Origin of the sequence: Limnobaculum allomyrinae (assembly GCF_016649425.1) — a bacterium.
In the GTDB taxonomy this organism is placed as follows: domain Bacteria; phylum Pseudomonadota; class Gammaproteobacteria; order Enterobacterales; family Enterobacteriaceae; genus Limnobaculum; species Limnobaculum allomyrinae.
Genome location: NZ_JADRCR010000008.1, coordinates 140,289 through 163,956, shown reverse-complemented (window position 1 = coordinate 163,956; position 23,668 = coordinate 140,289). Strand labels below are relative to the sequence as shown.

The window sequence follows — 23,668 nt, the reverse complement described above, 5'->3', positions numbered from 1 at the left end:
TCTGATGAGTCAACCGTTACTGCAACTGGATAACATTTCCCGCCAGTTTCCGGCGGGTGAACAAACCGTTACCGTTTTGAAAGGGATCAATCTAACGATTTATTCTGGTGAAATGGTCGCGATTGTTGGCGCCTCCGGTTCAGGTAAATCAACACTGATGAATATTCTTGGCTGTCTGGATAAGCCAAGCGGTGGTACTTACCGCATTGCCGGACGGGCAACTAATGAACTGGCACCCGATGACTTAGCAGAGTTGCGCCGTGAACACTTTGGCTTTATCTTTCAGCGTTATCACCTGCTGGGTGATCTGACTGCTGCGGATAATGTCGAAGTACCTGCTATCTATGCAGGAACCGAGCGTCAAAAACGCAAGGAGCGAGCCGTAGCGCTCTTAACCCGCCTGGGTTTAGATGAACGTACCAGCTATCGCCCAAGTCAGCTCTCCGGCGGTCAACAGCAGCGTGTGAGTATTGCCCGTGCACTGATGAATGGCGGACAGATAATTCTGGCGGATGAACCTACCGGCGCCTTAGACAAACACAGTGGGCAAGAAGTACTAAAGATTCTTAAAGACTTGCACAGCCAGGGGCATACCGTGGTCATTGTTACCCACGATATGCAAATTGCAGAACACGCCGAACGTATCATTGAAATCAGCGATGGTAATATCATCGCCGATAGAAAAGTACATAAAGAACCAGAAGATACCGTTAAAAAGTCGTCATCATCATCCCATGCAACCAAAACCAATAACGGTTGGTTTGCGCTACGGGATCGGTTTGTTGACGCCTTTAAAATGGCGTTACTGGCTATGTTTTCCCAGCGCTTACGCACCTTCCTGACTATGTTAGGGATTATTATTGGTATCGCTTCGGTAGTTTCCGTAGTGGCATTAGGGGAAGGTTCTCGTCAGAAAATTCTGGCTGATATCAGTTCGATGGGTACCAGTACGCTGGAGGTCTTTCCCGGTAAGGATTTTGGTGATCGCAAAGCTTCTACCATACACACACTGCGTGGAACTGATGCAGATGCCTTAAGCCAGCAAAGCTATGTTCATAGCGTAACCCCCAGTGTTTCTACTTCCACCACTTTTCGTGTGGACAATCAGTCGGTCACCGGAACGGTAAACGGTGTCGGTCAACAGTTCTTTGATGTACGCGGTTATAAAATGGAACTGGGAATGGCCTTCAGCCAGACCAGTGTTGATTCTCTGGCTCAGGATGTCGTAATTGACTCTAACACCAAAGAAAAACTGTTTGGTAAAAACAGTAACCCGGTTGGACAGGTAATACTGTTAGGTAATTTACCAGCCCGTATTATTGGCGTGGCGGAAGAGCAACAGAGTGGTTTTGGCAGCAGTGAAAACCTTGAAGTCTGGCTGCCCTATACTACCGTGATGAAACGTATGCTTGGTCAGTCGTATCTGAGAAGTATCACAGTACGTATCAAAGACGATATTGATATGGATGTGGCAGAACAGGGGGTCACCAAATTATTGACCCAGCGTCACGGCACTCAGGACTTCTTTATCCTGAACACTGACAGTATCCGACAGACCATTGAAAGTACTACTGCAGCCCTGACGCTGCTAGTTTCTATGATTGCTGTTATCTCTTTGATAGTGGGGGGGATTGGCGTAATGAATATTATGCTGGTTTCAGTCACTGAACGAACCAGAGAAATTGGAGTGCGTATGGCCGTTGGTGCTCGCTCCAGCGATATTATGCAACAATTCCTGATTGAAGCGATTCTGGTCTGCCTGTTAGGTGGTGCTTTAGGTGTAGGATTGGCGTTAGGTGTTGGCGTTATCTTTGACCAACTGGTCAGCAGCTTTTCTATGGTCTACTCCATAACGTCAATCATTGCTGCATTTGTATGTTCAACCATGATTGGGATGGTATTTGGATTCTTTCCGGCTCGCAGAGCCGCAAGAATGGATCCTATTAACGCTCTGGAACGAGAATAACACTTTTCATAAAACAAGATGCCCACAACAACGGTGGGCATCCATCATCAATAATATTCAACACTAATCATCAAACACGCCAGTCGACAAATACCGATCCCCACGATCGCAAATAACCGTCACAATCACCGCATTTTTATGCTGAGCAGCAATACGTAATGCCCCGGCAACAGCACCGCCGGAACTTACTCCGCAAAAAATACCTTCACGCATCGCCAACTGCTTCATTGTAAATTCCGCCTCCACCTGGCTGATATCCATAACCGTATCGACCAGTTCAGGACGAAAAATACCCGGTAGATACCCGGGAGACCAACGCCTGATACCCGGAATACTACTGCCTTCCGCAGGTTGTAAACCGATAACCTGAACAGCAGGATTTTGTGATTTCAAATAGCGGCTAACACCAGTGATTGTTCCGGTGGTTCCCATACTGGAAACAAAGTGACTAACCTGACCGGAAGTTTGCTGCCAGATTTCCGGGCCGGTAGTAGTGAAGTGTGCATAAGGGTTATCATCGTTATTGAACTGATCGAGGATCTTCCCCTGTCCCTCCGCGGCCATCTGCTGCGCCAGATCACGGGCACCTTCCATTCCTTGTTCACGGCTGACCAAAATTAACTCCGCCCCATAAGCACGCATAGAAGCCTGACGCTCGCGGCTCATATTGTCAGGCATAATCAAACGCAGAGAATACCCCTTCAGCGCAGCAATCATTGCTAATGCAATGCCGGTATTACCACTGGTAGCTTCAATCAGTCTATCGCCCGGATGAATCTCACCCCGCTGTTCAGCCCGCAGGATCATTGATAACGCAGCACGGTCTTTCACCGACCCTGCCGGGTTATTACCTTCCAACTTAACCCAAACTTCGCTTTCCAGCTCTTCTGTCAGCCGCTGTAACCTGACCAGCGGCGTCTTTCCAATATAGTCTTCTAAAGTTGACACATGCTTTCCCGAATGCAGATAGCTATTCACATAGAGGCCTCAGGCACTTTTTGCGTAGGGATAGCTTTGTAGCAGCAATTTGTCCCCGGCGTACAGTCGCGCCCGCTCTCCTCCAATATAGTAGCGCTCGCCTTTTTGTGGCGGTACGCCATGTTCATGACTAAAGGTAACGCTAAGTGGCGTTTGTTGCCAGCCCGATGGTTGCAATGTGAGCTGCCAGTAATGACCCTTCGGGATAATATCCGTTACCTGTACCGGCAATACACAACGCGATGTAGGTTGTGCACTTAGCTCTATTTCCCACGGGCGTAAATAGAGCTCCACGGCACCCTGATGTATTGGCGATACTTCCAACGGCCAGTGATGTTGTCCCACCAATAAGCGATTACCTTTAATTTCTGCCTTAATCTGGTTAACTTCACCAAGAAACTCAAGCACAAAGCGGCTTTCCGGTTCGCGCATCACCTCATCCGGTGTGCCAACCTGCTCAATGTGCCCCTGACTCATCACCACTACCCGATCGGCAATTTCCATCGCTTCTTCCTGATCGTGAGTCACAAATACGCTGGTAAATTTTAGCTCTTCATGTAACTGGCGCAGCCAGGTACGTAGTTCTTTACGCACCTGCGCATCCAATGCGCCAAAGGGTTCATCCAGCAATAGAATTTGTGGGTCGACTGCCAGTGCCCGTGCCAGTGCTACCCGCTGGCGCTGACCGCCGGATAGTTGGGAAGGAAAACGATTTGCCAGATGGCTCAGTTGTACCATTTCCAGCAGGCCATCGACTTTTTGCTTAATTGCTGCGGCGGTTGGACGCTCACGACGAGGCAGTACCGTCAAGCCAAAGGCAACATTATCGAACACTGTCATATGACGGAATAACGCATAGTGCTGGAAGACAAAACCAACCTGACGATCCCGGGCATGAAGGCGGCTAACATCTTTGCCGTTAAAACTCAGCAGACCAGCACTTTGATACTCCAACCCGGCAATAATTCTCAACAGCGTTGTTTTGCCAGAACCGGATGGCCCTAGCAGCGCCAGCATTTCACCGGAATGGATATCCAGAGAGATGTCCTGCAAGACTCTGGTTTGGTCAAAGTATTTATTAATACCTTTAATCTCAATGCTCATGATTTATCTCCTGAGTATCTTGCTTTTTCTGACGGGCAATACGCCATTGCAGGGTACTTTTTAAGAATAACGTCACTATCGCCATCAGGGTTAACAGCCCCGCAGCAGTAAAGGCAGCAGCGGTGTTGTAGTCTTGATGAAGTAGCTCAACTTGTAACGGTAAGGTATAGGTTTCGCCGCGAATAGAGCCTGACACGACCGAAACCGCACCAAACTCACCAATCGCCCGGGCATTGGTCAATACCACGCCATACAATAGCGCCCAGCGAATATTGGGTAGCGTAACCCGACGAAACATTTGCCAGCCGGAAGCCCCCAACAGCACCGCTGCCTCATCTTCCTGACTACCCTGACTCATCATGACGGGAACCAGTTCACGCACCACAAACGGACAGGTTACGAAAATAGTGACCAGCACCATGCCCTGCCATGAAAACATCAGTTGGATATTATGTGATTCCAACCAACCACCAACCACACCGTTTGAACCGTAAAACAGCAAGTACAACAAACCAGCAACCACTGGTGACACAGCAAAAGGAATATCAATCAATGTCAGTAGCAGTTGGCGACCACGAAATTCAAACCGTGTAACCAGCCATGCCAGCAAAGTACCGAAAACCAGATTCACCGGTACGGTAATCAACGCAATGAGTACCGTTAGCCAAACGGCGTGCAGCATGTCCGGATCGCTCAAATTGTTCCACAGGGCGTCGATTCCGGCAGAAAATGCGGTGACAAAGATCGCCACCATCGGTATCACCAGTAGTAACACTGAAATCACCACCCCGGTGATAATAAGCGCCCACTTACCCCAATTAATCTGACGGGAACTGAATGTCTGTTGGAAAGTAAAATCTGTCATTAGTGACCCCCAACTCGTTTGCCATAACGGCTCTGCAAAACGTTAGCAATAAATAGCAACACCAGAGAGGCGGCCAGAATCACCGAAGCAATAGCGCTGGCCGCCGCATAGTTAAACTCTTGCAGACGAATAAAGATCATCAATGAGGTTACTTCAGTCTTCCAGGCGATATTGCCGGCAATAAATATAACCGCACCGAACTCCCCCAAACTGCGGGTAAATGAAAGCACAGTGCCGGTCATTAGCGCCGGAGCAACTTCTGGTAAAACGACCCGACGAAAACTTTGCCAGCGGCTGGCTCCCAGAGTTTCGGCTGCTTCCTCATACTCAGGCCCCAGCTCTTCCAGTACTGGCTGAACGGTTCTCACCACAAAAGGAATGCTGGTAAATGCCATGGCAACAGCAATACCTAACCAGGTAAATGAAACTTTAATTCCCAGCTCCGCCAACCAGGTACCGTACCAGCCCGTGGTTGAAAACAGACTGGCCAGCGTTAAACCTGCAACCGCCGTTGGCAGTGCAAAGGGTAAATCCATCAGACCATCCAGCAAGGTACGGCCGGGAAAGCGATAACGGGTTAAAATCCACGCCATCAGCATACCGAAGGCCGCATTGAAGATACTGGCTACCGCCGCCGCTGCCAGCGTCACTTTATAAGCCGCCACCACCTGAGGATGGGTAACTACCTGCCAGTATTCATGCCAGCTCATATTGGCGAGCTGCATGACTAATGCGCTCATGGGCAACAGCAGAATTAAGCAGGTAAACAACAGGCTGCTCCCTAAACTCAGAGAGAAACCCGGTAATACACGCTTAGCAGGTATCGATAACAACATTAGCTTTTATGCCCCGCCGCCAACAGTTGATCCAGCACGCCATCGGTATTGAAATGCACTTTCATTACCTGCTCCCAGTTACCAAACTGATCTTCCACTTTAAACAGTTTTACCTGCGGGAATTGATCCTTCACCGCATCCATCGCGGCTTTGTCATATACGCGGTAGTTATAGCGAGTGAAGATTTGCTGAGCTTCCGGGGTATACAGAAAATCCAGATAGGCTTTAGCTTGTTTCTCTGTGCCATTGCGTTCAACATTGCGATCCACCCAGGCCACCGGAAACTCTGCCAGAATATCAACCTCAGGAACCACGACATCGTAGTTATCGGCACCGTACTGCTTTTGAATATTCTTCACTTCAGATTCAAAACTGATCAACACATCACCCAGCCCGCGCTCGACAAATGAGGTAGTAGCGCCACGCCCACCCACGTCAAATACCGCTACGTTTTTCAGAAAGCGAGTCATCCATTCGCGAGTTTTTTGTTCATTGCCGCCATCGGCCAGGTTAGTGGCTCCCCAGGCAGCCAGATAGGTATAACGACCGTTACCGGAAGTTTTAGGATTAGGGAAAACCAGCTTCACATCATCACGAACCAGATCGTTCCAGTTGTGAATCTTTTTTGGGTTTCCTTTACGTACCAAAAACGCCATAGTGGAGTAATAAGGAGAACTGTTATTCGCCAGACGGCTTTGCCAGTTGGCGGGAATCAAGTTGCCTTTATCATGCAAAATCTGCACATCAGTCACCTGATTGTAAGTAACCACATCCGCTTTCAAACCTTGTAGAATTGCCAACGCTTGCTTTGATGAGCCAGCATGAGACTGTTTGATAGTTAACTCTTCACCGGTTTTTTGCTTCCAGGCTTTTTCAAATACCGGATTAATTTCAGCAAACAGCTCACGGGAAATATCATATGAGCTATTCAGTAACTCAGCCGCAGAGACAGAAGAGGTCGCAATCATCGTTGCGATAACCCAGCTTTTCAGCCCTAATTTTTTCATTTTATACTCTCACTTATCGCCAAAAATGATGCTTTGATAAGTCATAGTGTATGGGCTGAATTCACTTTTTTATAACAATTTCATATACCGTTTAGCACTGATTAAGAGCAAAAAAGAATATGCAGTATGGACGCCAACATGAGGGAAATGACAGAAGGGAAATTATCAGAAAAAACATCGGGGCAGCACAGATTACTTCCGCGCAGCCCCGATTCAATTTATAGAGAGAGTAACTTATCTAACGATGGAGCAAAGAAATAGCTGCCGGTTACCGGTTTGCTGAATCTTAGCAGTTGGTCGGTTTTACCATCCCGCTCACCAAACATGCTCAGCAATTGCTGTTCGATATTGTGCAGATGTGCGCAATAAGCAATAAAGAACAGACCGTGCTCGCCGCTGGCAGTACCATATGGCAGACTCTGGCGAATAATTTTCAGCCCTTTGCCATCTTCTTTCAGGTCAACACGTCCCAGGTGAGAGGTTGGCTGGCGCTTGTCCGATGGTAACTCTTCGTTATCTACTTTGGTTCGGCCCATGGCGTTTTCTTGCGCTTTCACCGGCATGTTGTTCCAGACATCAAGATTATGTACATAACGTTGTACCATCACATAACTACCGCCAGCATCCTCCCCTTCAGGAATGATACCTACGCCAGGACGCGCGTCCCCTGCCGGGTTTTCTGTGCCGTCAACAAAACCGCTTAAATCACGCTCTTCTGTCCAGCGAAAACCGTGAGTTTCTTCTTCCACGGTAATGGCTGAACCAAAGGCTTTTAATGCGGCCTGAGCCAGAGTGAAGTTAACATCATGACGCTGAGACAGGATATGAATCAACATATCGCGTTGAGTGGCTGGCGCTAATCCGTTACCTAATGGCGTAAATGGCTTAAGTTCACTGGCGCCCTGACCATTAGACAGTGTCTTCCACAGCTCGGAACCGAAAGAGATAACCGCACCTAATGCAGCTTCAGGAAATTTTTGTTGCAGTTCGGTCAACGTATTCACAAACGTTTTGCAGCCGGTACGGATCTGCTCTAAATCCTCGCCAACCTTTGCTTCAATAAAAATACCAAAACGACAATGTTCCGGCAAAATACCGCTCTGAACCTGAGCCATGCCTCAATCCTCATATCAATGAAAAGCGGTGCTGTTTACTGGCACCGCTTCAACTAAACATAAGTCTATAATAACTAAATCAGACGGCGCTATCATGCGCTAACTCAAATCTGAATAAAGATTTAGTCTATTACTTTGATTGCCATATCATTTTACTGATAGTCCAGACTTTTAACTTATCGTCGGAAGGCATGATCTCTGTTGGCCCCATCCACTCACCAGTAAACACATAAGTAATGCGCGTACTTTCCGGTGAGCGACAAAGTACTTTGCCACTGTCATCCCCGGCACCAACCCGGCAAACATCGAAGGCTTTCTGATAAAGATCGCTGAATGGCGTACCAATATGAGAACCATTTGGCGTTTCAATAGACTTGTCCATGACTTCGATACGCTCAACCCGATTTGATGAGTTACCATGGAAGACCAGCATCACTTTATCGTCATCCAGCGCTTCATAATAGCTGATCACCTGACCATTGCTCATTCCCATCCCTTTACGCAAACGATAATCACCGTTCAACGTTTGATTCAGGGCTTTCTCTTCCATTGGCGTTACTGAAGAAATGGCACCTAATCCTGCATTATTTAACTCCAAAGAGCTGCTAAACCAGTTAGTTGGAGATAGATTAGACCAGGAAAAATTACTGACTGTCGAACATCCTGTAATGAAAAATGGAACCAACAGTAAAACAATACGTATATTCATCTATTATCCTATTAAGTGAATAAAATCAGGGTATAACGCAACGCCTTAATACTCCTGATCCTCAATCAGGCGTTTACCAATGCACACCGTATCCTGGATTTCATAACCCAGTTTCTCATACATACCAATAACGGCATCGTTATCATCACGCACTAAAAGCTGTAACTTTGGACAGCCACGCGCTATCAGCTTCTTTTCCAGACGACTGATAAGCGCATTGGCAATACCCCGGCCACGATAATCGGGGTGTACGCCAAGGTAATAGGCAGAGCCGCGATGGCCATCATATCCGCCCATAATCGTGCCAACTACCTCACCTCCGACCTCCGCAACTAAAAACAGTTCAGGATCATTATTTTGTTTACGTTCAATATCGGTTTCAGGATCGTTCCACGGGCGCAATAAATCGCAACGCTCCCACAGCGTTATCACATCTTCAAAGTCATCTTGTTTATAGATACGGATTTCCATCATATTCACCGTTTAACCCTGTTATAGTGCACGATTATGGTAAGTTTAGCGTTAAGTGCAACAGATAAGTGAAGATTCCCCGGTTCATTGCTTAAATTAAGTGCGGAATCTTCACCGAATTTTCCTGATGATCACATCAGAGCAATAAGGATCAACTATGCAAATCTGGGTCGATGCCGATGCCTGCCCCAATGTAATAAAAGACGTCCTGTTTCGCGCGGCAGATCGTGCACAGGTGATGGTAACGCTGGTGGCCAATCAATATATTAAAACGCCACCATCCCCATACATCCGCAGCATGCAGGTTGCATCAGGCTTTGATGTAGCAGATAACGAAATCGTTAAACGCACTGAACCCGGCGATCTGGTGATCACCGCCGATATTCCTCTGGCTGCCGAAGTACTGGAAAAAGGCGGAGCCGCCATTAACCCAAGGGGCGAACGCTACTCCCCCGCCACCATTCGCGAAAGGCTCACCATGCGTGATTTTATGGACACTATGCGCTCCAGCGGCATCCAAACCGGCGGCCCCAGCACCCTGAATCAACGCGATCGCCAACAGTTCGCTAATGAGCTGGATAAGTGGTTGTTGACGTTTAAGCAGCAGAAATGTTGAGCGCTGACAAACCAAATTAATCAATATCCGTGAATATTCCGACCGTAAAAGCCGTGTGCTTTAATGAACACCGAATACGGTCGGGAGAACCACCATACTTAGCTACCGTGTGCGCCGGGCCCAGGCCGCTTAGGGGCACTTACAAAACACCTTCGGTGTTTTGCCCTTCGGGCCATCGCCCTCTCTCGGCGATTGACATTTTAAGTTCTGTCATCAATCAAATGGCTCAAACAGCAGAAATAGAAAAGCCTGCAATACAATTTGCAGGCTTCAAATACTACGATGATTACAATGCTAAACTGAGGGAGAGACCGCCGTTGGCGGTCGTAGCAGCTTTAGCTGCCGGAAGCTCTCAAATACTAAGTACTAATGGTCTTCCGGCCGGGCACCATGCTCATATAAGCACAATGACCTTTACGGCCGGAATACCCTCAGCAGCCGATTAAAACAATCTCGTCAGCCATAACCTCAGCATCAGAACCCATTCGGGATCCCCGTCATATCCGGAAGCTTATGCGCAATCCCCTTATGACAATCAATACAGGTTTTACCCTCTTTAATGGCCATCGAGTGCATCTTCCCGGCTACGGTTTTCTGCTCGGTAAAGTCCATATAATCAAAGCTATGGCAGTTACGGCACTCTTGAGAGTTATTACCCTCCATACGCGCCCACTCATTCTTCGCCATTTGCAAACGATGCTCATCAAACTTCTGTGGCGTATCGATAATGCCCATCGCTTTACCATACAGCTCTTTGGATGCCTTGATCTTACGGATCATCTTAGGAACAAACTCTTTCGGTACGTGACAGTCAGAACAAACGGCGCGTACGCCAGTCCGGTTGCTGTAGTGCACCGTATCCATATATTCCTGATAGACGTTATCGCGCATCTCATGGCAACTGATACAGAACTTCTCGCTGTTCATGACTTCCATACCGGTATTGAAACCGCCCCAGAAGACCACACCTGCTACAAAGCCCATTGCCAGTAGGGTACCTATCGCCAGACGACTGGGGGTTCTGAACCAAGTCCATGCCCGGCGAATTACACCTGGTTTTTTATCTTTACTCATGAATCCCCCGATTACTTACCATATCCCGGTGCCGGTGTGAACGTATTATCAATGATTGGCGCAGCGTCAGCCTGAGGCACATGACAGGACTGGCAGAAGTAGCGGCGTGGTGCCACATTGCTGCTGACATGACCTGCACTATCAACAAAGTGAGTCGGGCTGATACGCGGTGCGCCGGTAGTACGATAGCTTTGTACTCCGTGGCACTTCAGACAGGTATTCACTTTCGTTGTCACCTGATAGCCGTCCACGCTGTGTGGAATCATCGGTGGTTGGTTAACATAATCGAGTGCCATACGAGACTGTTCTTTAGGCATAATAACTGAGCCTTCAGGGGTACCAGACACTTCCGGTGACTGACTCAAATCAACGCTATCTGCAGCAAACGCCACACTACCGGAAACTAATGCCACCAGCATAGTCCATAAGGTAAGCTGCTTTTTCAAGACGTTACTCTTCATTCCTCTACTCCCGAACGATGGAATCGTGTTTTTATTTGAAATACTTTCTCTGAACAGACATCAATACAGCGACCGCAGGAGATACAGTCTTTACTCAGCACTAATGGGCTCTCCTGTTTACCAAACAGTGGGCCACGCAGCACCTGCGGTTCCGGGCAGATATGAATACAGTCCATACAACGGGTACAGTTCTGGCGATTTTCCGCACTGATACGCAATACACCTTTACAGCCAATTGCTCCATAAAGCGCACCAACGGGGCATAGATGACCACACCAGCCGTGCTCCACCACCAACAGGTCAAACAGGAATACCACCACAATCAGCCAAATACTGGCACCAAAACCGAAGACTAAACCGGTAATAATGCCAGACGATGCCGAGTGACCGAATCCACTAATTAACCCCCGACCAAATGCGGATACCGGGTTTACCCATTCCCACACCAGCGTACCGGTAATGGCACTGCCGATAATAATGGCAACCAGAATGCCATAGCGCAGCGTTGCCGGAATCGTCGCGCTGCTGCGCAGCCCCAGCTTACGCCGCAACCAGGCAGCAAAATCGGTTACCAAACCGAGTGGACAAACCCAACCGCAAAACAGCCGACTGGCAAACAGTGCATAAGCCAGTGCGATAATCACGCCACCAATCAGGGCATACCACTCAGACCATGCTGCCCAACCAGATTGCTCTGGCACCTGAGGAAGATGACCGCTGGCCAGCGTTTGCAGCATCATTAATGGATCGCTAAGCGGGATAGTATCCAGCAGCATACTGCCGCTATAGTTACCCCGCAGGATCCAGACGCCGAGAAGTGGCCCGGTCAGATACATCGACAGAATAAGCAGTTGACTGATACGACGAAAAACCAGGAAGCGATGGCTATACCACCAACCAAACTTCGTTTGGGCCTCATGGCCTGCGTTTTTAGCTGCATTTGCCATTATTGCCCTCCTTCCGGTTTACGGGTTGGCAGAGTCAGAGCCTCAGGGATTAATGAATGCCCTGCCTTATCTTTCTCTACCCATCCCAGCCGATAGTGTTTACCCAGTTTGCCCTGTGCCAGTGATAGCGGAAGTACCTTGATTGCCGCTTCTTCCAGTACGCAAGCCTCTTCGCATTTACCGCAACCGGTACAGTATTCACTGTGCACGGTGGGTAAAAACATCGCGTGTTTATTCGTTCGCTCATTACGATGTAGTTCCAACGTAATGGCTTTATTAATTAACGGACATACGCGATGGCAAACGTCGCAGCGCAAGCCCTGCCAGTTCAGGCAGTTCTCGTGGTCAAGCAATACCGCCAGCCCCATACGGGAATTATCAATTTCTGTCAGAGAAGAATCGAGGGCGCCACTCGGACAGGCTTTAACGCAAGGAATATCTTCACACATCTCACAGGGGATCTGGCGAGCCACAAAGTACGGTGTGCCCGACGATACAGGTGACAACAACGTTGCCAGCTTTAATGTATCGTACGGACAATCCTGTACGCATTGCCCACAGCGGATACAGGCGCGGTTAAACGCCTCTTCAGGCAGCGCGCCAGGTGGACGCAGCGCGACCCCCTCACGTGCCTGAGACTGTTTCTGCGGAATACCCAGCAGCAGCGTCAGCCCGGCCAGGCCGCCTGCGCTGCGTGCTACGTCGCGTAAAAAGCGGCGACGTGCGGGTCCTTTATCCCTTTCATTAGCCATAATCGTGCGCCCTGCTTTCCTTATATTTTAACGACTTTAACCGCACATTTTTTGTAGTCAGTCTCTTTTGACAGTGGATCGGTTGCATCCAGTGTCAGTGCGTTAACTAACTGTGCAGCGTCAAAGAACGCCATATATACCAGCCCTTGCGGTACGCGGTTACGACCACGGGTTTCCACAATCGTGATAACTTCACCACGTCGTGACTGAATCTTCACTTTATCACCACGACGCATGCCACGTTTCTGGGCATCCTGCGGGTGAATAAACAGTACTGACTCAGGGAAAGAGCGGTGCAGTTCCGGTACGCGACGCGTCATTGAACCTGTGTGCCAGTGTTCCAGCACGCGGCCGGTTGACAGCCACAGGTCATATTCCGCATCCGGACTTTCTGCAGGTGGTTCATAAGGCAGAGCAAAAATAACCGCTTTACCATCTGGCTTACCGTAGAATCTAACGCCTTCACCGGCCTTAACATACGGGTCATAGCCTTCACGATAACGCCACAGAGTTTCTTTGCCATCAACTACCGGCCAGCGCAGGCCGCGAGCTTTGTGGTAATCATCGAACGGAGCCAGATCGTGAGCGTGGCCACGACCAAAGCTGGCGTACTCTTCAAACAGCCCTTTTTGCAGATAGAAACCATAATCATGGGATTCATCGTTTAACTGGCCTTCTGCCAGCTCATCCAGTTTGAACTTATCAACCTGACCGTTAGCAAACAGAATGTCGTACAGGGTCTTACCACGATATTCCGGGTTTTTATCTAATAGCTCGGCTGGCCAAACTTCATCGGTTTTGAAGTATTTAGAGAACTGAACGATTTGCCACAGGTCAGATTTTGCCTCACCCGGCGCTTTAACTTGTTGACGCCAGAATTGACCACGACGCTCAGCGTTACCATAAGCACCCTCTTTTTCCACCCACATTGCGGTAGGTAGAATCAGGTCTGCAGACAGCGCACTGATGGTTGGATAAGGATCAGATACCACCACGAAGTTACGCGGATCGCGCCAGCCCGGCATACGGTCTTCATTGATGTTTGGGCCAGCCTGCATATTGTTAGTACACAGCGTCCAGTAAGCATTTAACTTACCGTCTTTCAGTGCACGGTCTTGAGCTACGGCATGCAGGCCGATAGAGCCCAGAATGGTACCTTCCGGCAGCTTCCACTTCTGTTCTGAAATCTTACGGTGTTCTTCGTTAGTGACCACCATGTCCGCAGGCAGACGGTGTGCGAAAGTACCTACTTCGCGCGCAGTACCACAGGCAGAAGGCTGACCGGTCAGAGAGAATGGCCCGCAACCCGGTAGAGAAATCTTACCGGTTAACAGGTGAATGTTGTAACACAGGTTGTTAGCCCATACGCCACGGGTATGCTGGTTGAAACCCATAGTCCAGTAAGAAACCACTTTTACATTTGGATCGGCATACAGTTTCGCCAGTTCAACCAGTGAATCTTTTGGTACGCCGGTCATTTCAGCGGTTTTCTCCAATGTGTACTCTGCAACGAACGCTTTATATTCGTCGAAAGTCATTGGAACTGACTTGTCGCTGTTTGGGTTTTTAGCCGCTTTTTCTAATGGATGGTTTGGACGTAAACCATAGCCGATATCGGTATCACCACGGCGAATGTTCACGTGTTTGTCCAGGAAGTCCTGGTTCACTGCGTTATTCTGAATGATGTAGTTAGCGATATAGTTCAGGATAACCAGATCGGTTTGCGGTTTAAAGATAATCGGGTTATCGGCTAATTCGAAGCTGCGATGTTCATAGGTCGACATGACCGCAACTTTCACGTTTGGATTAGACAAACGACGGTCAGTAATGCGCGACCACAAGATCGGGTGCATTTCTGCCATGTTGGAGCCCCAAAGTACGAAGGCATCAGCATGCTCGATATCATCGTAGCAACCCATTGGCTCATCCATACCAAAAGTACGCATAAAGCCAACTACGGCGCTCGCCATACAGTGACGGGCATTCGGGTCAATGTTGTTAGAACGGAAACCCGCTTTGAATAATTTAGCCGCAGCGTAGCCTTCCCAAATGGTGAACTGACCGGAGGCAAACATACCGCCACCATTTGGCCCTTGTTCTTTAAAGGCTTTTTTATATTTTTCACTCATCACGGTGAAGGCTTTATCCCAGCTAACCGGAGTAAATTCACCGTTCTTGTCGTATTCGCCGTTCTTCATCCGCAGCAGCGGCTGAGTTAAACGGTCTTTTCCGTACATAATCTTAGGTAAGAAGTAACCCTTGATACAGTTTAACCCACGGTTAACTGGTGCATCCGGATCACCCTGAGAAGCCACAACACGACCATTTTGCGTACCAACCAGTACGCTACAACCGGTACCACAGAAGCGGCACGGAGCTTTATCCCACTTAATTGATTGATCCCCGTCAGCAGCAACCGCTACTGTCGGAATAGTCATTCCTGCGGCAACTGCGGCTGCAGCCACTGCATTTGCTTTCATGAAGTCTCGACGACTGAGTTTCATGGCGTATCCTCACCTTGCTCATCTTGCTGGTGATAAACCAGCGACACCGCCAACACACCGGCTATATCACGTGCTGACTCAATTTGGGCAAACAGAACATCTGAATTGTCCGCCTGCATAACAACAATTAACTTTCCTTCGTCTTCATTCACTCCGGGAATCTCTGTTCCTGGTAGTGCATACAGCGCTTCGCTTACTTTAGGTATGTCTTCCGGACGTACCTGAACAATCAAACTACAAACGTGCCAGTCATTGTTTTCCGTCATTATCTTGATCACTCTCACGGGTTGTTATTGCCTGAACCGGACAGCTTCGGACACAGCCCCCGCATCCTGTACAGCTCTCTTTTTCCAGTTCCGGTTGGGCAATACCCCCCAACCGTAATTTGAATTTAATCGCATAGGGCTCACAGGCGTCCTGACAGCTTCGACAGGCCACCCCCTGATAAGTGAGACACGTTTGATTAATCACTGCATAACGCTGCCAGGGTTGACGTTCTGTCGAATGAAATATCGGCTCCGGGCAAACTTCTGCACAACGTTTGCAAAACGTGCACTCAGCACGTTGAAAATCCAGCTCAGGGAAACTCTGGTTACCACTTACCGTGATGACGCCGGTTTCACAGGCTTCAACGCAAGCATGGCAACGGCTACAGCCATCGGTAAATAACGCTTCATCTACCGACCACGGCGGCCTGATTGCATCGTGGCCTCGCCATTGACCACGTAACAGATTTCGCCGGGATAAAATTGACATGCTTTATTACTCCACTCACTCAGGAGGACATCATTATTACTTTCATCGTCTCTGTTATGTTATCTGAAACGACATATTTAGAGACTCTGGCCAGAGTAAGTTAATCCTTGCGAAGTAGAGATATAATTACTCTTAAGGGGTAAATAGGTAGGTAGCTTGCGCTAGATCAATCGTTCGTTGCATTTTTAACCCAATATTTGACCTGCACGGCATTTTATTTGGTTATTTTTGAGTTAAAACCCAGCAGAATAATCAGTAGACTAACCAAAAAGCAGCTTACCATCACCACAGATTAGCATTGATAGGGTGATAATTTGCTCTGGTTTATGAATATAACAAGGTACAAATCAATTAACGCTTTGGGGATTTATGGCTTCAGTTAAACGCTCAGTAACCAATAGTATCGCCCGTATGCTGATCGCAATCGTGATCCTCTCCATTCTTTCTACCGGGCTTGCTTTGATTTCGTTAGCTGCCAGCCGTACGGATGCCGAAGCCATCAATATATCGGGTTCTTTGCGTATGCAGAGTTACCGTCTGGCCTATGACCTGACCACCAACTCCCCTTACCTGAACTCCCATATCCGACAGTATGCATTGTCGATTAATGCTCCCGCATTAAAAGAGATTAACGAATTTTACTTTCCGGCGGATATACAACAAAAGTACCAAACTTTACTGGATCGCTGGCAGGAACTTGAACAAGAACTGACGCACAATAACGGCGATGTCTATATCAATCAGTTAGCCGATTACGTTAATGAAATTAATGAGTTCGTACTTGCCATTCAGCTATTTTCTGAACTGAAACTCAAAGCCGCGGTTTTTATCAGTATCATCAGCGTGTTGAGCACCATTGGACTGGTATTTTATGTTATTCACTTCAGCCGTCGGGAAATTGTCGATCCGCTTAACCGCATGGTAACAGCCAGCCACTATATTCAGACCGGGCGTTTTGACCACCAGCCGTTAGATGTAGGACAACATAATGAATTGGGCGTATTAGCTACGGCTTTTACCTCCATGTCATCTGATTTAGAAAAGATGTACCAATCGCTGGCAGAAAAAGTAGAAGAGAAAACCGTCAAACTAACTCAGGCCAATCGCTCACTGGGCGTTTTGTACGATTGTCTTCAAGCCCTGAGTGTCAGCCAGGTTGATCGTCAGTGTTTCGAACAGGTTCTGCATATTGTCCGTACCAGTGAAAATATGGTGGCGATTCGTCTGGAAATTCAGGATAGCGGAGAAGGTCGTTGGGTACTTGAAGAAGGTGATGAAGATGAAAACCGCGTTTGGCAGCATCTTCCTCTACAACAAGATGAACAGATTCTGGGTAAGATGAGTTGGCAATGTTCAGACACCGCCGTTCATCCACAATTAATTGAAAACGTAAGTAATATTCTTAGCCGGGGAATCTATTTTAACCGGGCACAAAAGCGTTACTTGCAAGTATTACTGATGGAAGAACGAGCCACGATAGCCCGTGAACTTCACGACTCGCTGGCACAATCACTTTCTTTTTTGCGTATTCAACTCACCTTGCTAAAACGTGTTATTCCCAGTAATAATGAGCAAGCTATGAGTGTAATTACTGATTTTGATCAGGCGCTGTCCAGTGCTTATCGTCAGCTTAGGGAACTATTAGCCACATTCCGACTCACAATTCAGGAAGCTGACTTGCACGAAGCGCTAAATCAGTTAATCACCCCATTACAAGCGCAAACAGAGGTTCCTATTCAAATGCACTGTGCCCTTTCGTCACAGGCATTAAATGCACAACAACAGGTTCACGCATTACAAATTGTTCGTGAGGCGGTTCTGAATGCCATAAAACACGCTAATGCGAGCCTGATTAGTATCCACTGTGAGCCTACGAATGACGGTAACAATATGATTACCATTACCGACAACGGGGCCGGTATAAAAAGTTTAGATGAGCCCGAAGGACATTACGGACTCAACATTATGAGCGAGCGAGCTTCACGTTTAGGTGGAACGTTAACCATTGGGCCGCATGAAGGCGGTGGGACATTAGTACGTCTCATCTTCCCTCAACAATAAGAATGGCAAGGTTATAAATAGATTTGCGGCACCTTTCAATAATTTTAAAAAGAATGGAGTAATAACAGTGCAAGAACAGTGCAATATTTTGATCGTAGACGATCATCCCCTGATGCGACGTGGAGTCCGGCAATTGCTTGAACTGGAACCTTCACTCAATATTGTGGCAGAAGCCAGTAACGGCAATGAAGCTGTGACTTATGCCTGTCAGTTGCTACCTGACCTGATTCTGCTAGACCTGAACATGAAAGGTCTGTCGGGTCTGGACACCTTAAAAGCCCTGCGTAATGAGGGAATTGCGGCTCGGATTATTGTGCTAACGGTATCTGATTCCCGCAGCGATATTTATGCACTAATTGATGCCGGAGCCGATGGTTATTTGCTGAAAGACAGCGAGCCGGAGCTACTACTGAAGAAAATTCTGCAGGCAGCCAACGGCGAGAATGTGTTTAGCGACATTATTCTTGAATATCTCGAGACCCGGGATGATCAAAGCGATCCATTTGAATCATTAACTGAACGTGAGTTAGATGTGTTGCAGGAAGTGGCTCGCGGTATGTCTAACAAACAAATCGCCTCTCATTTACACATTTCCGAAGAGACGGTAAAAGTACATATCCGTAATATGCTGCGTAAGCTGAACGTTCGTTCACGCGTGGCGGCAACCGTGATGTATCTGGAAAGAAAAAGCCAGTAACGTTAAGTTAAGATTCAATTCGGTGAAAGAACCGGGCTTTCGATGGGGAGTCCGGTTTTTTATTGCCAACCGTTAACTGTCGAACCGCATTTAATGGATTGGTAATTTTTTATTAGCTTTTCATCTTCTCTTTTATACTTTAATACCTTTGAAATACTTTCCCCATCCCCGCTGATTTAATGGTAAATTTATTAGCTATCCTCTCTGCTTTGTCAGCCTTTTGCTGAACGGGTAAGTTTACGGCAGGTGTACTAATTTTGACTGATGAGGGAACCTCTTTGAAAACGACATACAGCCTCTACGGCATTAAGAATTGCGATACCATCAAAAAAGCCCGCCGCTGGCTGGAAGAACACCAGATCGACTATCGTTTTCACGATTACCGCACCGATGGTCTAGATGACCAATTGCTACAACAGCTTATTGATGGTTTAGGCTGGGAGCCGCTGCTCAACACTCGCGGAACAACCTGGCGCAAGCTGACTGACGATCAAAAGGCAGCGGCAGCTACTGAGGCCGGCGCTAAAACACTCATGCTGGAACAACCATCCATCATTAAACGTCCGGTGCTGGTTGCTGATGACAAAATGCTGTTAGGATTTTCGGTGGACAGCTATCAGCAATTTACCGGTGGAGATAAATAATGTTCTGTCCGGTGATTACTCTGGCACAGCAGTTAATTAAGCGCCCTTCTTTAAGCCCGCATGATGAAGGCTGCCAGCAGATGATGATTGAACGGCTAAAAGCCATAGGCTTTACCGTTGAAGAGATGAATTTTGGCGACACCCTTAACTTCTGGGCATGGCGCGGCGGTCATGATGGCGCCCCTACTCTGGCGTTTGCTGGTCATACCGATGTGGTTCCAGCCGGTGATGAAAGCCATTGGCATCAACCCCCGTTTGAACCCACCATTCAGGACGGCTTTCTGTATGGTCGTGGTGCAGCAGATATGAAAGGCTCTTTGGCTGCCATGGTGGTGGCTGCCGAACGTTTTGTTGCCGCTGATCCTAACCATAGTGGACGTCTGGCCTTTCTCATCACTTCCGATGAAGAAGCCAGTGCGGTTAACGGCACGGTTAAAGTGGTTGAAGCATTAGCCGCTCGCCGTGAGCGGGTTGATTACTGCCTGGTGGGAGAACCCTCCAGCACCGAACGCGTAGGCGACGTGGTTAAAAACGGGCGCAGAGGTTCAATCACCGCCAATTTGACCATCCATGGTACTCAGGGGCACGTGGCTTATCCTCATCTGGCGGATAACCCGGTTCACCGCGCTACGCCATTTATCAATGAACTGGTGAATACCGAATGGGACAGAGGCAATGAATTCTTCCCGGCCACCAGCATGCAAATCGCCAATATCCGCGCCGGAACCGGTAGTAATAACGTGATTCCCGGAAAGATGTTTGTGCAGTTCAACTTCCGTTACAGTACAGAGCTGACCCACGAACAAATTATGCATCAGGTGCAAGCCATGCTGGAGCGTCACCAGTTACGCTATACCATCGAATGGAACCTGTCCGGAAAACCCTTCCTGACCCCGCGCGGTAAACTGGTTGATGCGGTGTCCCATGCGGTGGAGTATTACGCGGCGACTACACCCCAGTTACTGACGAACGGCGGCACTTCTGACGGTCGTTTTATTGCTCAATTAGGAACTCAGGTAGTAGAACTTGGGCCGGTGAATGCGACCATTCATAAAGTGAACGAATGCGTTAAAGCATCTGATTTGCAGCTGCTTAGCCGTATGTACCAAAAAATCATGGAGCAGCTATTAGTATGATGACTCCTGCTATGTTGACCGGCCAGAGCGAAGAACATCTGGTTACACTGACAGGAAATCATCGCCTACAGTTGGAAGCGGTTAACGCTTTCCTTGCTATGCAGGCCGCGGCAAAAGAGGCTGGATTTAACCTTCAGCCTGCCAGTACCTTTCGTGATTTTGCCCGTCAGCAAATGATTTGGAATGAAAAGTTTATCGGCCGGCGTCCGGTGATGGATGCCATGAGCCAACCGATGGATATATCAGCACTGGACGATGAACAACGCTGCTGCGCAATTTTACGCTGGTCAGCAATGCCGGGAGCCAGCCGTCATCATTGGGGTACCGATCTGGATATTTACGATCCCGACCTGTTACCTGAAGGGGAAAAACTACAGTTGGAACCCTGGGAATATGAAGAAAATGGTTATTTTTATCCGCTAACCTGTTGGTTAAGCGCTAATATGAATAGATACGGTTTCTATCGACCTTTCGTCAGCGACCAAGGCGGTGTTGCCGTAGAGCCATGGCACCTCAGCTATTATCCACTGGCTCAACAGGCTGAACATCTGTTGACACCAGAGCTGTTGCTGTCGGCCTGGCAGGATAAAGACATTGCGGGTTTTAGCTGGCTCTCTTGCCATCTTAACCAGATATTTAAACGTTTTATCACCCCACCCAACGGAGTGTCATCATCATGCATTGGCTCGCAGACTACTGGTGGGTAATCCTGATCATTCTGGTCGGTATGATTATCAATGGCATAAAAGCACTGTACAAAGTGAATTATGACCGCTCAATGAAAGAGAACTCAAAGCTTCCTCCTCACCGGGATAACAACGCGGCATGGGACAAAGAGGAAGACGAAGAGTGGAACCGTAATAATAAGAAGTAGACTATCGCCCCTAAGCTACCGGACTGATAGCCGGTAGCCGGGCGACTACCCAGTTTTTCCAGTAGCGGCATTTCTCTGAATTTAGTATCAACAGCGCCTCAGCAACTTCTTGTCGCCATTGCTGCACCAACGATTTACGTCCACTGAGATTACCTTCTTTTATCAACTGCTCTACGGTTGCCTGCCCTTCTAACAACGGCCTTAAACTATGACACTGAGCGACCTGATGGCGTAACAGGCGATACAGTGATACCTGACAGGCCTCCAGTGTACGATGGGCAAACGCAAAGCCAGCCAGCTCACGCCAGTCCTCTTCGGCTAATTCTGCCGGGGCAATATCATTAACATGATGCAATTTGACACAAGACAGCAGCTGATTAAGTAAAAACTGCCGTTTGGCCCTTCTGGCGAGTAACACCGCGTCCTGACTAAAAGGCACAATCGCCATTGCCGCATAGCATCCACTGCTGGCTTCCTGATGGCTTCCCATATGAATGAGCTCAAAACCACAGGCCTGCCAAAATTGCCATAATTCGTCGGTATAGCCAAAACTCACTGACAGATAGTCCAAACCACGCTGTTTTGTCCGTTCAATTTGCTGAGCAATAAGAGCTCGGGCAATACCCTGACGGCGCATAGAAGAGACAACAGCAATACGGCTAATTCTGGCAGAACGTAACTGAGGCGCCAGATATTCGGCGCCATGCGCCGCTAATGACTGTGCCACCAGATTCCCCCGGGGTCGCCGACGCCCAGCCCAGACTTCGCGTGCCAAATCCGGAGAGAGTCCGCCTTCATCCACCAACCACAGTGCGGCAATCACTGACTGTTTGTCATCCAGACCAACGGAAAACGATAAGCCCGGCGCATCAAACAAGCGGCGTAAGTCCAGCGGAGTAGTACGGTAATGGGCGCTGGTTAATAAACCGTAGAATTGATTAAGTAGCTTTTCGTTATTGGCTAATTGATGCTGATTAATCTCGATAATCTGCTGCAGCTTACCCGGTTGCTCACTCAGGCTATTTTCAGCTTCTACCAGCAATAATTGATGAATACAGCGTTCCAGCGGATCGTTTTCCGCCCAGCGAATGGGCTGTTGCAGATTTAGCAGGTGCATATCGGCCAGCCCCGCACAGAACTTTAATAAAAACCCTCTACCGCTCCCCTCATAGCCCTGAACGGTGGTGGTGAGTAATACTCTGGGAAAACAGGCAATTAAACGATAAAGTTGTGAAGTCGGTATTGCAGCGGCTTCATCAATAATTAGCCAGTCGACATGTTGCGGTAATTCTTTCTGACACTGCGCCAACAGTGCATCCGGCGCCCAAAAGCTAACCTTCCCGTCGGCCCATTGTTGTAAAGTATTTCCGGATGCCTGAGCCGGTGCCGTTAACCAGCATTCACCTTTGCCAGTCCACTGAGCAGCAAGCATACCTGCCAGTGCAGATTTCCCCCGTCCGCGACCGGCAATTAATACATAGGTACCGGTATCTGCCTGCCGTAGACTCTCCAGTAAATGTTGTTGCTCTTCTGTTGGAGAACCATCGGGCATCAGCCATGTTTTTCGTTCTGTCAGTAATTGACCGGTAAATTCACCGTCCTGTAGCCAGAGTAGTACCTCAGGGGCAGTATTCAGTTGGCGTTTAATATGCTGAATAAAATTGGGAGTCTTAATCGCTTCAGATGCTTCACTCCAGCGCAAACTGTCATTATCCGGTTGCTGCTCCAGACGGCTCCATTCCGGTAGCAACAACACCAGCAGGCTCCCGAATGACAAAGTACCGGAAACGGCAATTAATGCTTCCGCATTGAGACCTTCAGTGGCATCAAACACTGCATGGTGAAACTCTGAGCCTAACAGATTTTGCACCGCTTCTGGTTTTCGCTGTAGATGCGGGTAATCTGATAATGAGCTATCAGCTATCCACAGCCAGTCACCGGAATATTGACGGGTGAAACCTAACGCCTGCTGGCGACACCACTCCACCTCACCGCTTAAAATCAGCAGGCGACGTACGCCATACTGCTGCATCTGACTAAGGTAAGGCGCTAAATCAATATTCATCGCTGATCTATCACTTTATGATTGATTGAT

General features: G+C 48.3%; 24 protein-coding genes. 8 read left to right on the top strand and 16 right to left on the bottom strand.

The genetic code is table 11. The annotated features are described in order from the left end of the window. Positions 1–4: 4 nt before the first annotated feature. Entirely contained in the window at positions 5–1,966 is a 1,962-nt protein-coding gene (locus I2494_RS15155) for a MacB family efflux pump subunit (protein ID WP_218467709.1), read from the top strand. Positions 1,967–2,029: 63 nt separating this feature from the next. Here the strand turns inward: I2494_RS15155 and cysM are convergent, their stop codons facing one another. The 8 genes from cysM to I2494_RS15115 all read right to left on the bottom strand — a co-directional run bounded on the left by cysM (position 2,030) and on the right by I2494_RS15115 (position 9,051). After that, on the bottom strand, positions 2,030–2,914 hold the full coding sequence (gene cysM / locus I2494_RS15150; RefSeq protein WP_218467708.1) for a cysteine synthase CysM: 885 nt from the start codon (positions 2,912–2,914) through the stop codon (positions 2,030–2,032). A gap of 39 nt (positions 2,915–2,953) precedes the next feature. Then, positions 2,954–4,048 carry a sulfate/thiosulfate ABC transporter ATP-binding protein CysA gene (gene cysA, locus I2494_RS15145; protein WP_218467707.1) on the bottom strand — a complete coding sequence of 365 codons (1,095 nt, stop codon included), beginning with the start codon at positions 4,046–4,048 and terminating at the stop codon, positions 2,954–2,956. Next, positions 4,038–4,913, bottom strand: a complete 876-nt coding sequence (gene cysW, locus I2494_RS15140) for a sulfate/thiosulfate ABC transporter permease CysW (protein ID WP_218467706.1) — start codon at positions 4,911–4,913, stop codon at positions 4,038–4,040. The genes cysA and cysW overlap by 11 nt, the downstream gene beginning before the upstream one ends. Further along, positions 4,913–5,746 (bottom strand): sulfate/thiosulfate ABC transporter permease CysT, encoded by an 834-nt coding sequence (cysT, locus tag I2494_RS15135; RefSeq protein WP_218467767.1) that lies wholly within the window; start codon positions 5,744–5,746, stop codon positions 4,913–4,915. Before cysT ends, cysW begins: the two co-directional genes overlap by 1 nt. Before the next feature lie 2 nt (positions 5,747–5,748). Beyond that, the gene (cysP, locus tag I2494_RS15130) at positions 5,749–6,756 is read right to left on the bottom strand and encodes a thiosulfate ABC transporter substrate-binding protein CysP (RefSeq protein ID WP_218467705.1); all 1,008 of its coding nucleotides are present in this window, start codon (positions 6,754–6,756) and stop codon (positions 5,749–5,751) included. A gap of 218 nt (positions 6,757–6,974) precedes the next feature. Further along, the gene (locus tag I2494_RS15125) at positions 6,975–7,871 is read right to left on the bottom strand and encodes a Dyp-type peroxidase (protein ID WP_218467704.1); all 897 of its coding nucleotides are present in this window, start codon (positions 7,869–7,871) and stop codon (positions 6,975–6,977) included. A 130-nt stretch (positions 7,872–8,001) separates the two neighbouring features. Beyond that, a complete protein-coding gene (locus I2494_RS15120) occupies positions 8,002–8,580 on the bottom strand; it encodes an RpoE-regulated lipoprotein (protein ID WP_218467703.1) in 579 nt (192 codons plus the stop codon). Between the two features lie 45 nt (positions 8,581–8,625). After that, positions 8,626–9,051: a GNAT family acetyltransferase gene (locus I2494_RS15115; RefSeq protein WP_218467766.1), complete on the bottom strand. Its 426-nt coding sequence runs from the start codon at positions 9,049–9,051 to the stop codon at positions 8,626–8,628. A gap of 157 nt (positions 9,052–9,208) precedes the next feature. Between I2494_RS15115 and I2494_RS15110 the strand changes: the two genes are divergently transcribed. Then, positions 9,209–9,667, top strand: coding sequence for a YaiI/YqxD family protein (locus I2494_RS15110; RefSeq protein ID WP_218467702.1), 459 nt, complete (start codon positions 9,209–9,211; stop codon positions 9,665–9,667). 474 nt (positions 9,668–10,141) lie between these two features. On the opposite strand, the gene napC is transcribed toward I2494_RS15110, so the two are convergent. Genes napC through napF form a run of 7 tightly spaced genes read right to left on the bottom strand, consistent with a single transcriptional unit; the run spans position 10,142 to position 16,161 of the window. Beyond that, a complete protein-coding gene (gene napC, locus I2494_RS15105) occupies positions 10,142–10,741 on the bottom strand; it encodes a cytochrome c-type protein NapC (protein ID WP_218467701.1) in 600 nt (199 codons plus the stop codon). A gap of 11 nt (positions 10,742–10,752) precedes the next feature. Continuing rightward, entirely contained in the window at positions 10,753–11,202 is a 450-nt protein-coding gene (napB, locus tag I2494_RS15100) for a nitrate reductase cytochrome c-type subunit (RefSeq protein ID WP_218467700.1), read from the bottom strand. Beyond that, positions 11,199–12,149: a quinol dehydrogenase ferredoxin subunit NapH gene (locus I2494_RS15095; protein WP_218467699.1), complete on the bottom strand. Its 951-nt coding sequence runs from the start codon at positions 12,147–12,149 to the stop codon at positions 11,199–11,201. Before I2494_RS15095 ends, napB begins: the two co-directional genes overlap by 4 nt. Next, the gene (gene napG, locus I2494_RS15090) at positions 12,149–12,901 is read right to left on the bottom strand and encodes a ferredoxin-type protein NapG (protein ID WP_218467698.1); all 753 of its coding nucleotides are present in this window, start codon (positions 12,899–12,901) and stop codon (positions 12,149–12,151) included. Before napG ends, I2494_RS15095 begins: the two co-directional genes overlap by 1 nt. 20 nt (positions 12,902–12,921) lie before the next feature. Further along, positions 12,922–15,405, bottom strand: coding sequence for a nitrate reductase catalytic subunit NapA (napA, locus tag I2494_RS15085; protein WP_218467697.1), 2,484 nt, complete (start codon positions 15,403–15,405; stop codon positions 12,922–12,924). Further along, positions 15,402–15,671 (bottom strand): chaperone NapD, encoded by a 270-nt coding sequence (gene napD, locus I2494_RS15080; protein WP_130592917.1) that lies wholly within the window; start codon positions 15,669–15,671, stop codon positions 15,402–15,404. Before napD ends, napA begins: the two co-directional genes overlap by 4 nt. After that, positions 15,655–16,161: a ferredoxin-type protein NapF gene (gene napF / locus I2494_RS15075; protein WP_218467696.1), complete on the bottom strand. Its 507-nt coding sequence runs from the start codon at positions 16,159–16,161 to the stop codon at positions 15,655–15,657. Before napF ends, napD begins: the two co-directional genes overlap by 17 nt. Before the next feature lie 369 nt (positions 16,162–16,530). On the opposite strand from napF, the gene narQ reads away from it, so the two are divergent. The 6 genes from narQ to I2494_RS15045 all read left to right on the top strand — a co-directional run bounded on the left by narQ (position 16,531) and on the right by I2494_RS15045 (position 21,573). After that, on the top strand, positions 16,531–18,222 hold the full coding sequence (gene narQ / locus I2494_RS15070) for a nitrate/nitrite two-component system sensor histidine kinase NarQ (RefSeq protein WP_218467695.1): 1,692 nt from the start codon (positions 16,531–16,533) through the stop codon (positions 18,220–18,222). Positions 18,223–18,289: 67 nt separating this feature from the next. Next, positions 18,290–18,919 (top strand): two-component system response regulator NarL, encoded by a 630-nt coding sequence (gene narL, locus I2494_RS15065; protein ID WP_228350977.1) that lies wholly within the window; start codon positions 18,290–18,292, stop codon positions 18,917–18,919. A gap of 278 nt (positions 18,920–19,197) precedes the next feature. Continuing rightward, positions 19,198–19,563 (top strand): ArsC family reductase, encoded by a 366-nt coding sequence (locus I2494_RS15060; RefSeq protein ID WP_228350976.1) that lies wholly within the window; start codon positions 19,198–19,200, stop codon positions 19,561–19,563. Beyond that, a complete protein-coding gene (dapE, locus tag I2494_RS15055; RefSeq protein WP_218467693.1) occupies positions 19,563–20,699 on the top strand; it encodes a succinyl-diaminopimelate desuccinylase in 1,137 nt (378 codons plus the stop codon). Before I2494_RS15060 ends, dapE begins: the two co-directional genes overlap by 1 nt. After that, a complete protein-coding gene (locus tag I2494_RS15050) occupies positions 20,696–21,406 on the top strand; it encodes a M15 family metallopeptidase (RefSeq protein ID WP_218467692.1) in 711 nt (236 codons plus the stop codon). Before dapE ends, I2494_RS15050 begins: the two co-directional genes overlap by 4 nt. Beyond that, the gene (locus I2494_RS15045) at positions 21,376–21,573 is read left to right on the top strand and encodes a YpfN family protein (protein WP_130592924.1); all 198 of its coding nucleotides are present in this window, start codon (positions 21,376–21,378) and stop codon (positions 21,571–21,573) included. The genes I2494_RS15050 and I2494_RS15045 overlap by 31 nt, the downstream gene beginning before the upstream one ends. A 10-nt stretch (positions 21,574–21,583) precedes the next feature. On the opposite strand, the gene I2494_RS15040 is transcribed toward I2494_RS15045, so the two are convergent. After that, a complete protein-coding gene (locus I2494_RS15040) occupies positions 21,584–23,638 on the bottom strand; it encodes a tRNA(Met) cytidine acetyltransferase TmcA (RefSeq protein WP_228350975.1) in 2,055 nt (684 codons plus the stop codon). Positions 23,639–23,668: the final 30 nt, after the last annotated feature.

What these genes read in the sequence shown, in the direction of transcription:
- I2494_RS15155 (WP_218467709.1), top strand. Translation starts at nt 5, where the DNA reads ATGAGTCAACCGTTACTGCAACTGGATAACATTTCCCGCCAGTTTCCG.
- cysA (WP_218467707.1), bottom strand. Translation starts at nt 4,048, where the DNA reads ATGAGCATTGAGATTAAAGGTATTAATAAATACTTTGACCAAACCAGA.
- cysW (WP_218467706.1), bottom strand. Translation starts at nt 4,913, where the DNA reads ATGACAGATTTTACTTTCCAACAGACATTCAGTTCCCGTCAGATTAAT.
- cysP (WP_218467705.1), bottom strand. Translation starts at nt 6,756, where the DNA reads ATGAAAAAATTAGGGCTGAAAAGCTGGGTTATCGCAACGATGATTGCG.
- I2494_RS15125 (WP_218467704.1), bottom strand. Translation starts at nt 7,871, where the DNA reads ATGGCTCAGGTTCAGAGCGGTATTTTGCCGGAACATTGTCGTTTTGGT.
- I2494_RS15120 (WP_218467703.1), bottom strand. Translation starts at nt 8,580, where the DNA reads ATGAATATACGTATTGTTTTACTGTTGGTTCCATTTTTCATTACAGGA.
- I2494_RS15115 (WP_218467766.1), bottom strand. Translation starts at nt 9,051, where the DNA reads ATGGAAATCCGTATCTATAAACAAGATGACTTTGAAGATGTGATAACG.
- I2494_RS15110 (WP_218467702.1), top strand. Translation starts at nt 9,209, where the DNA reads ATGCAAATCTGGGTCGATGCCGATGCCTGCCCCAATGTAATAAAAGAC.
- napC (WP_218467701.1), bottom strand. Translation starts at nt 10,741, where the DNA reads ATGAGTAAAGATAAAAAACCAGGTGTAATTCGCCGGGCATGGACTTGG.
- napB (WP_218467700.1), bottom strand. Translation starts at nt 11,202, where the DNA reads ATGAAGAGTAACGTCTTGAAAAAGCAGCTTACCTTATGGACTATGCTG.
- I2494_RS15095 (WP_218467699.1), bottom strand. Translation starts at nt 12,149, where the DNA reads ATGGCAAATGCAGCTAAAAACGCAGGCCATGAGGCCCAAACGAAGTTT.
- napG (WP_218467698.1), bottom strand. Translation starts at nt 12,901, where the DNA reads ATGGCTAATGAAAGGGATAAAGGACCCGCACGTCGCCGCTTTTTACGC.
- napA (WP_218467697.1), bottom strand. Translation starts at nt 15,405, where the DNA reads ATGAAACTCAGTCGTCGAGACTTCATGAAAGCAAATGCAGTGGCTGCA.
- napD (WP_130592917.1), bottom strand. Translation starts at nt 15,671, where the DNA reads ATGACGGAAAACAATGACTGGCACGTTTGTAGTTTGATTGTTCAGGTA.
- napF (WP_218467696.1), bottom strand. Translation starts at nt 16,161, where the DNA reads ATGTCAATTTTATCCCGGCGAAATCTGTTACGTGGTCAATGGCGAGGC.
- narQ (WP_218467695.1), top strand. Translation starts at nt 16,531, where the DNA reads ATGGCTTCAGTTAAACGCTCAGTAACCAATAGTATCGCCCGTATGCTG.
- dapE (WP_218467693.1), top strand. Translation starts at nt 19,563, where the DNA reads ATGTTCTGTCCGGTGATTACTCTGGCACAGCAGTTAATTAAGCGCCCT.
- I2494_RS15050 (WP_218467692.1), top strand. Translation starts at nt 20,696, where the DNA reads ATGATGACTCCTGCTATGTTGACCGGCCAGAGCGAAGAACATCTGGTT.
- I2494_RS15045 (WP_130592924.1), top strand. Translation starts at nt 21,376, where the DNA reads ATGCATTGGCTCGCAGACTACTGGTGGGTAATCCTGATCATTCTGGTC.
- I2494_RS15040 (WP_228350975.1), bottom strand. Translation starts at nt 23,638, where the DNA reads ATGAATATTGATTTAGCGCCTTACCTTAGTCAGATGCAGCAGTATGGC.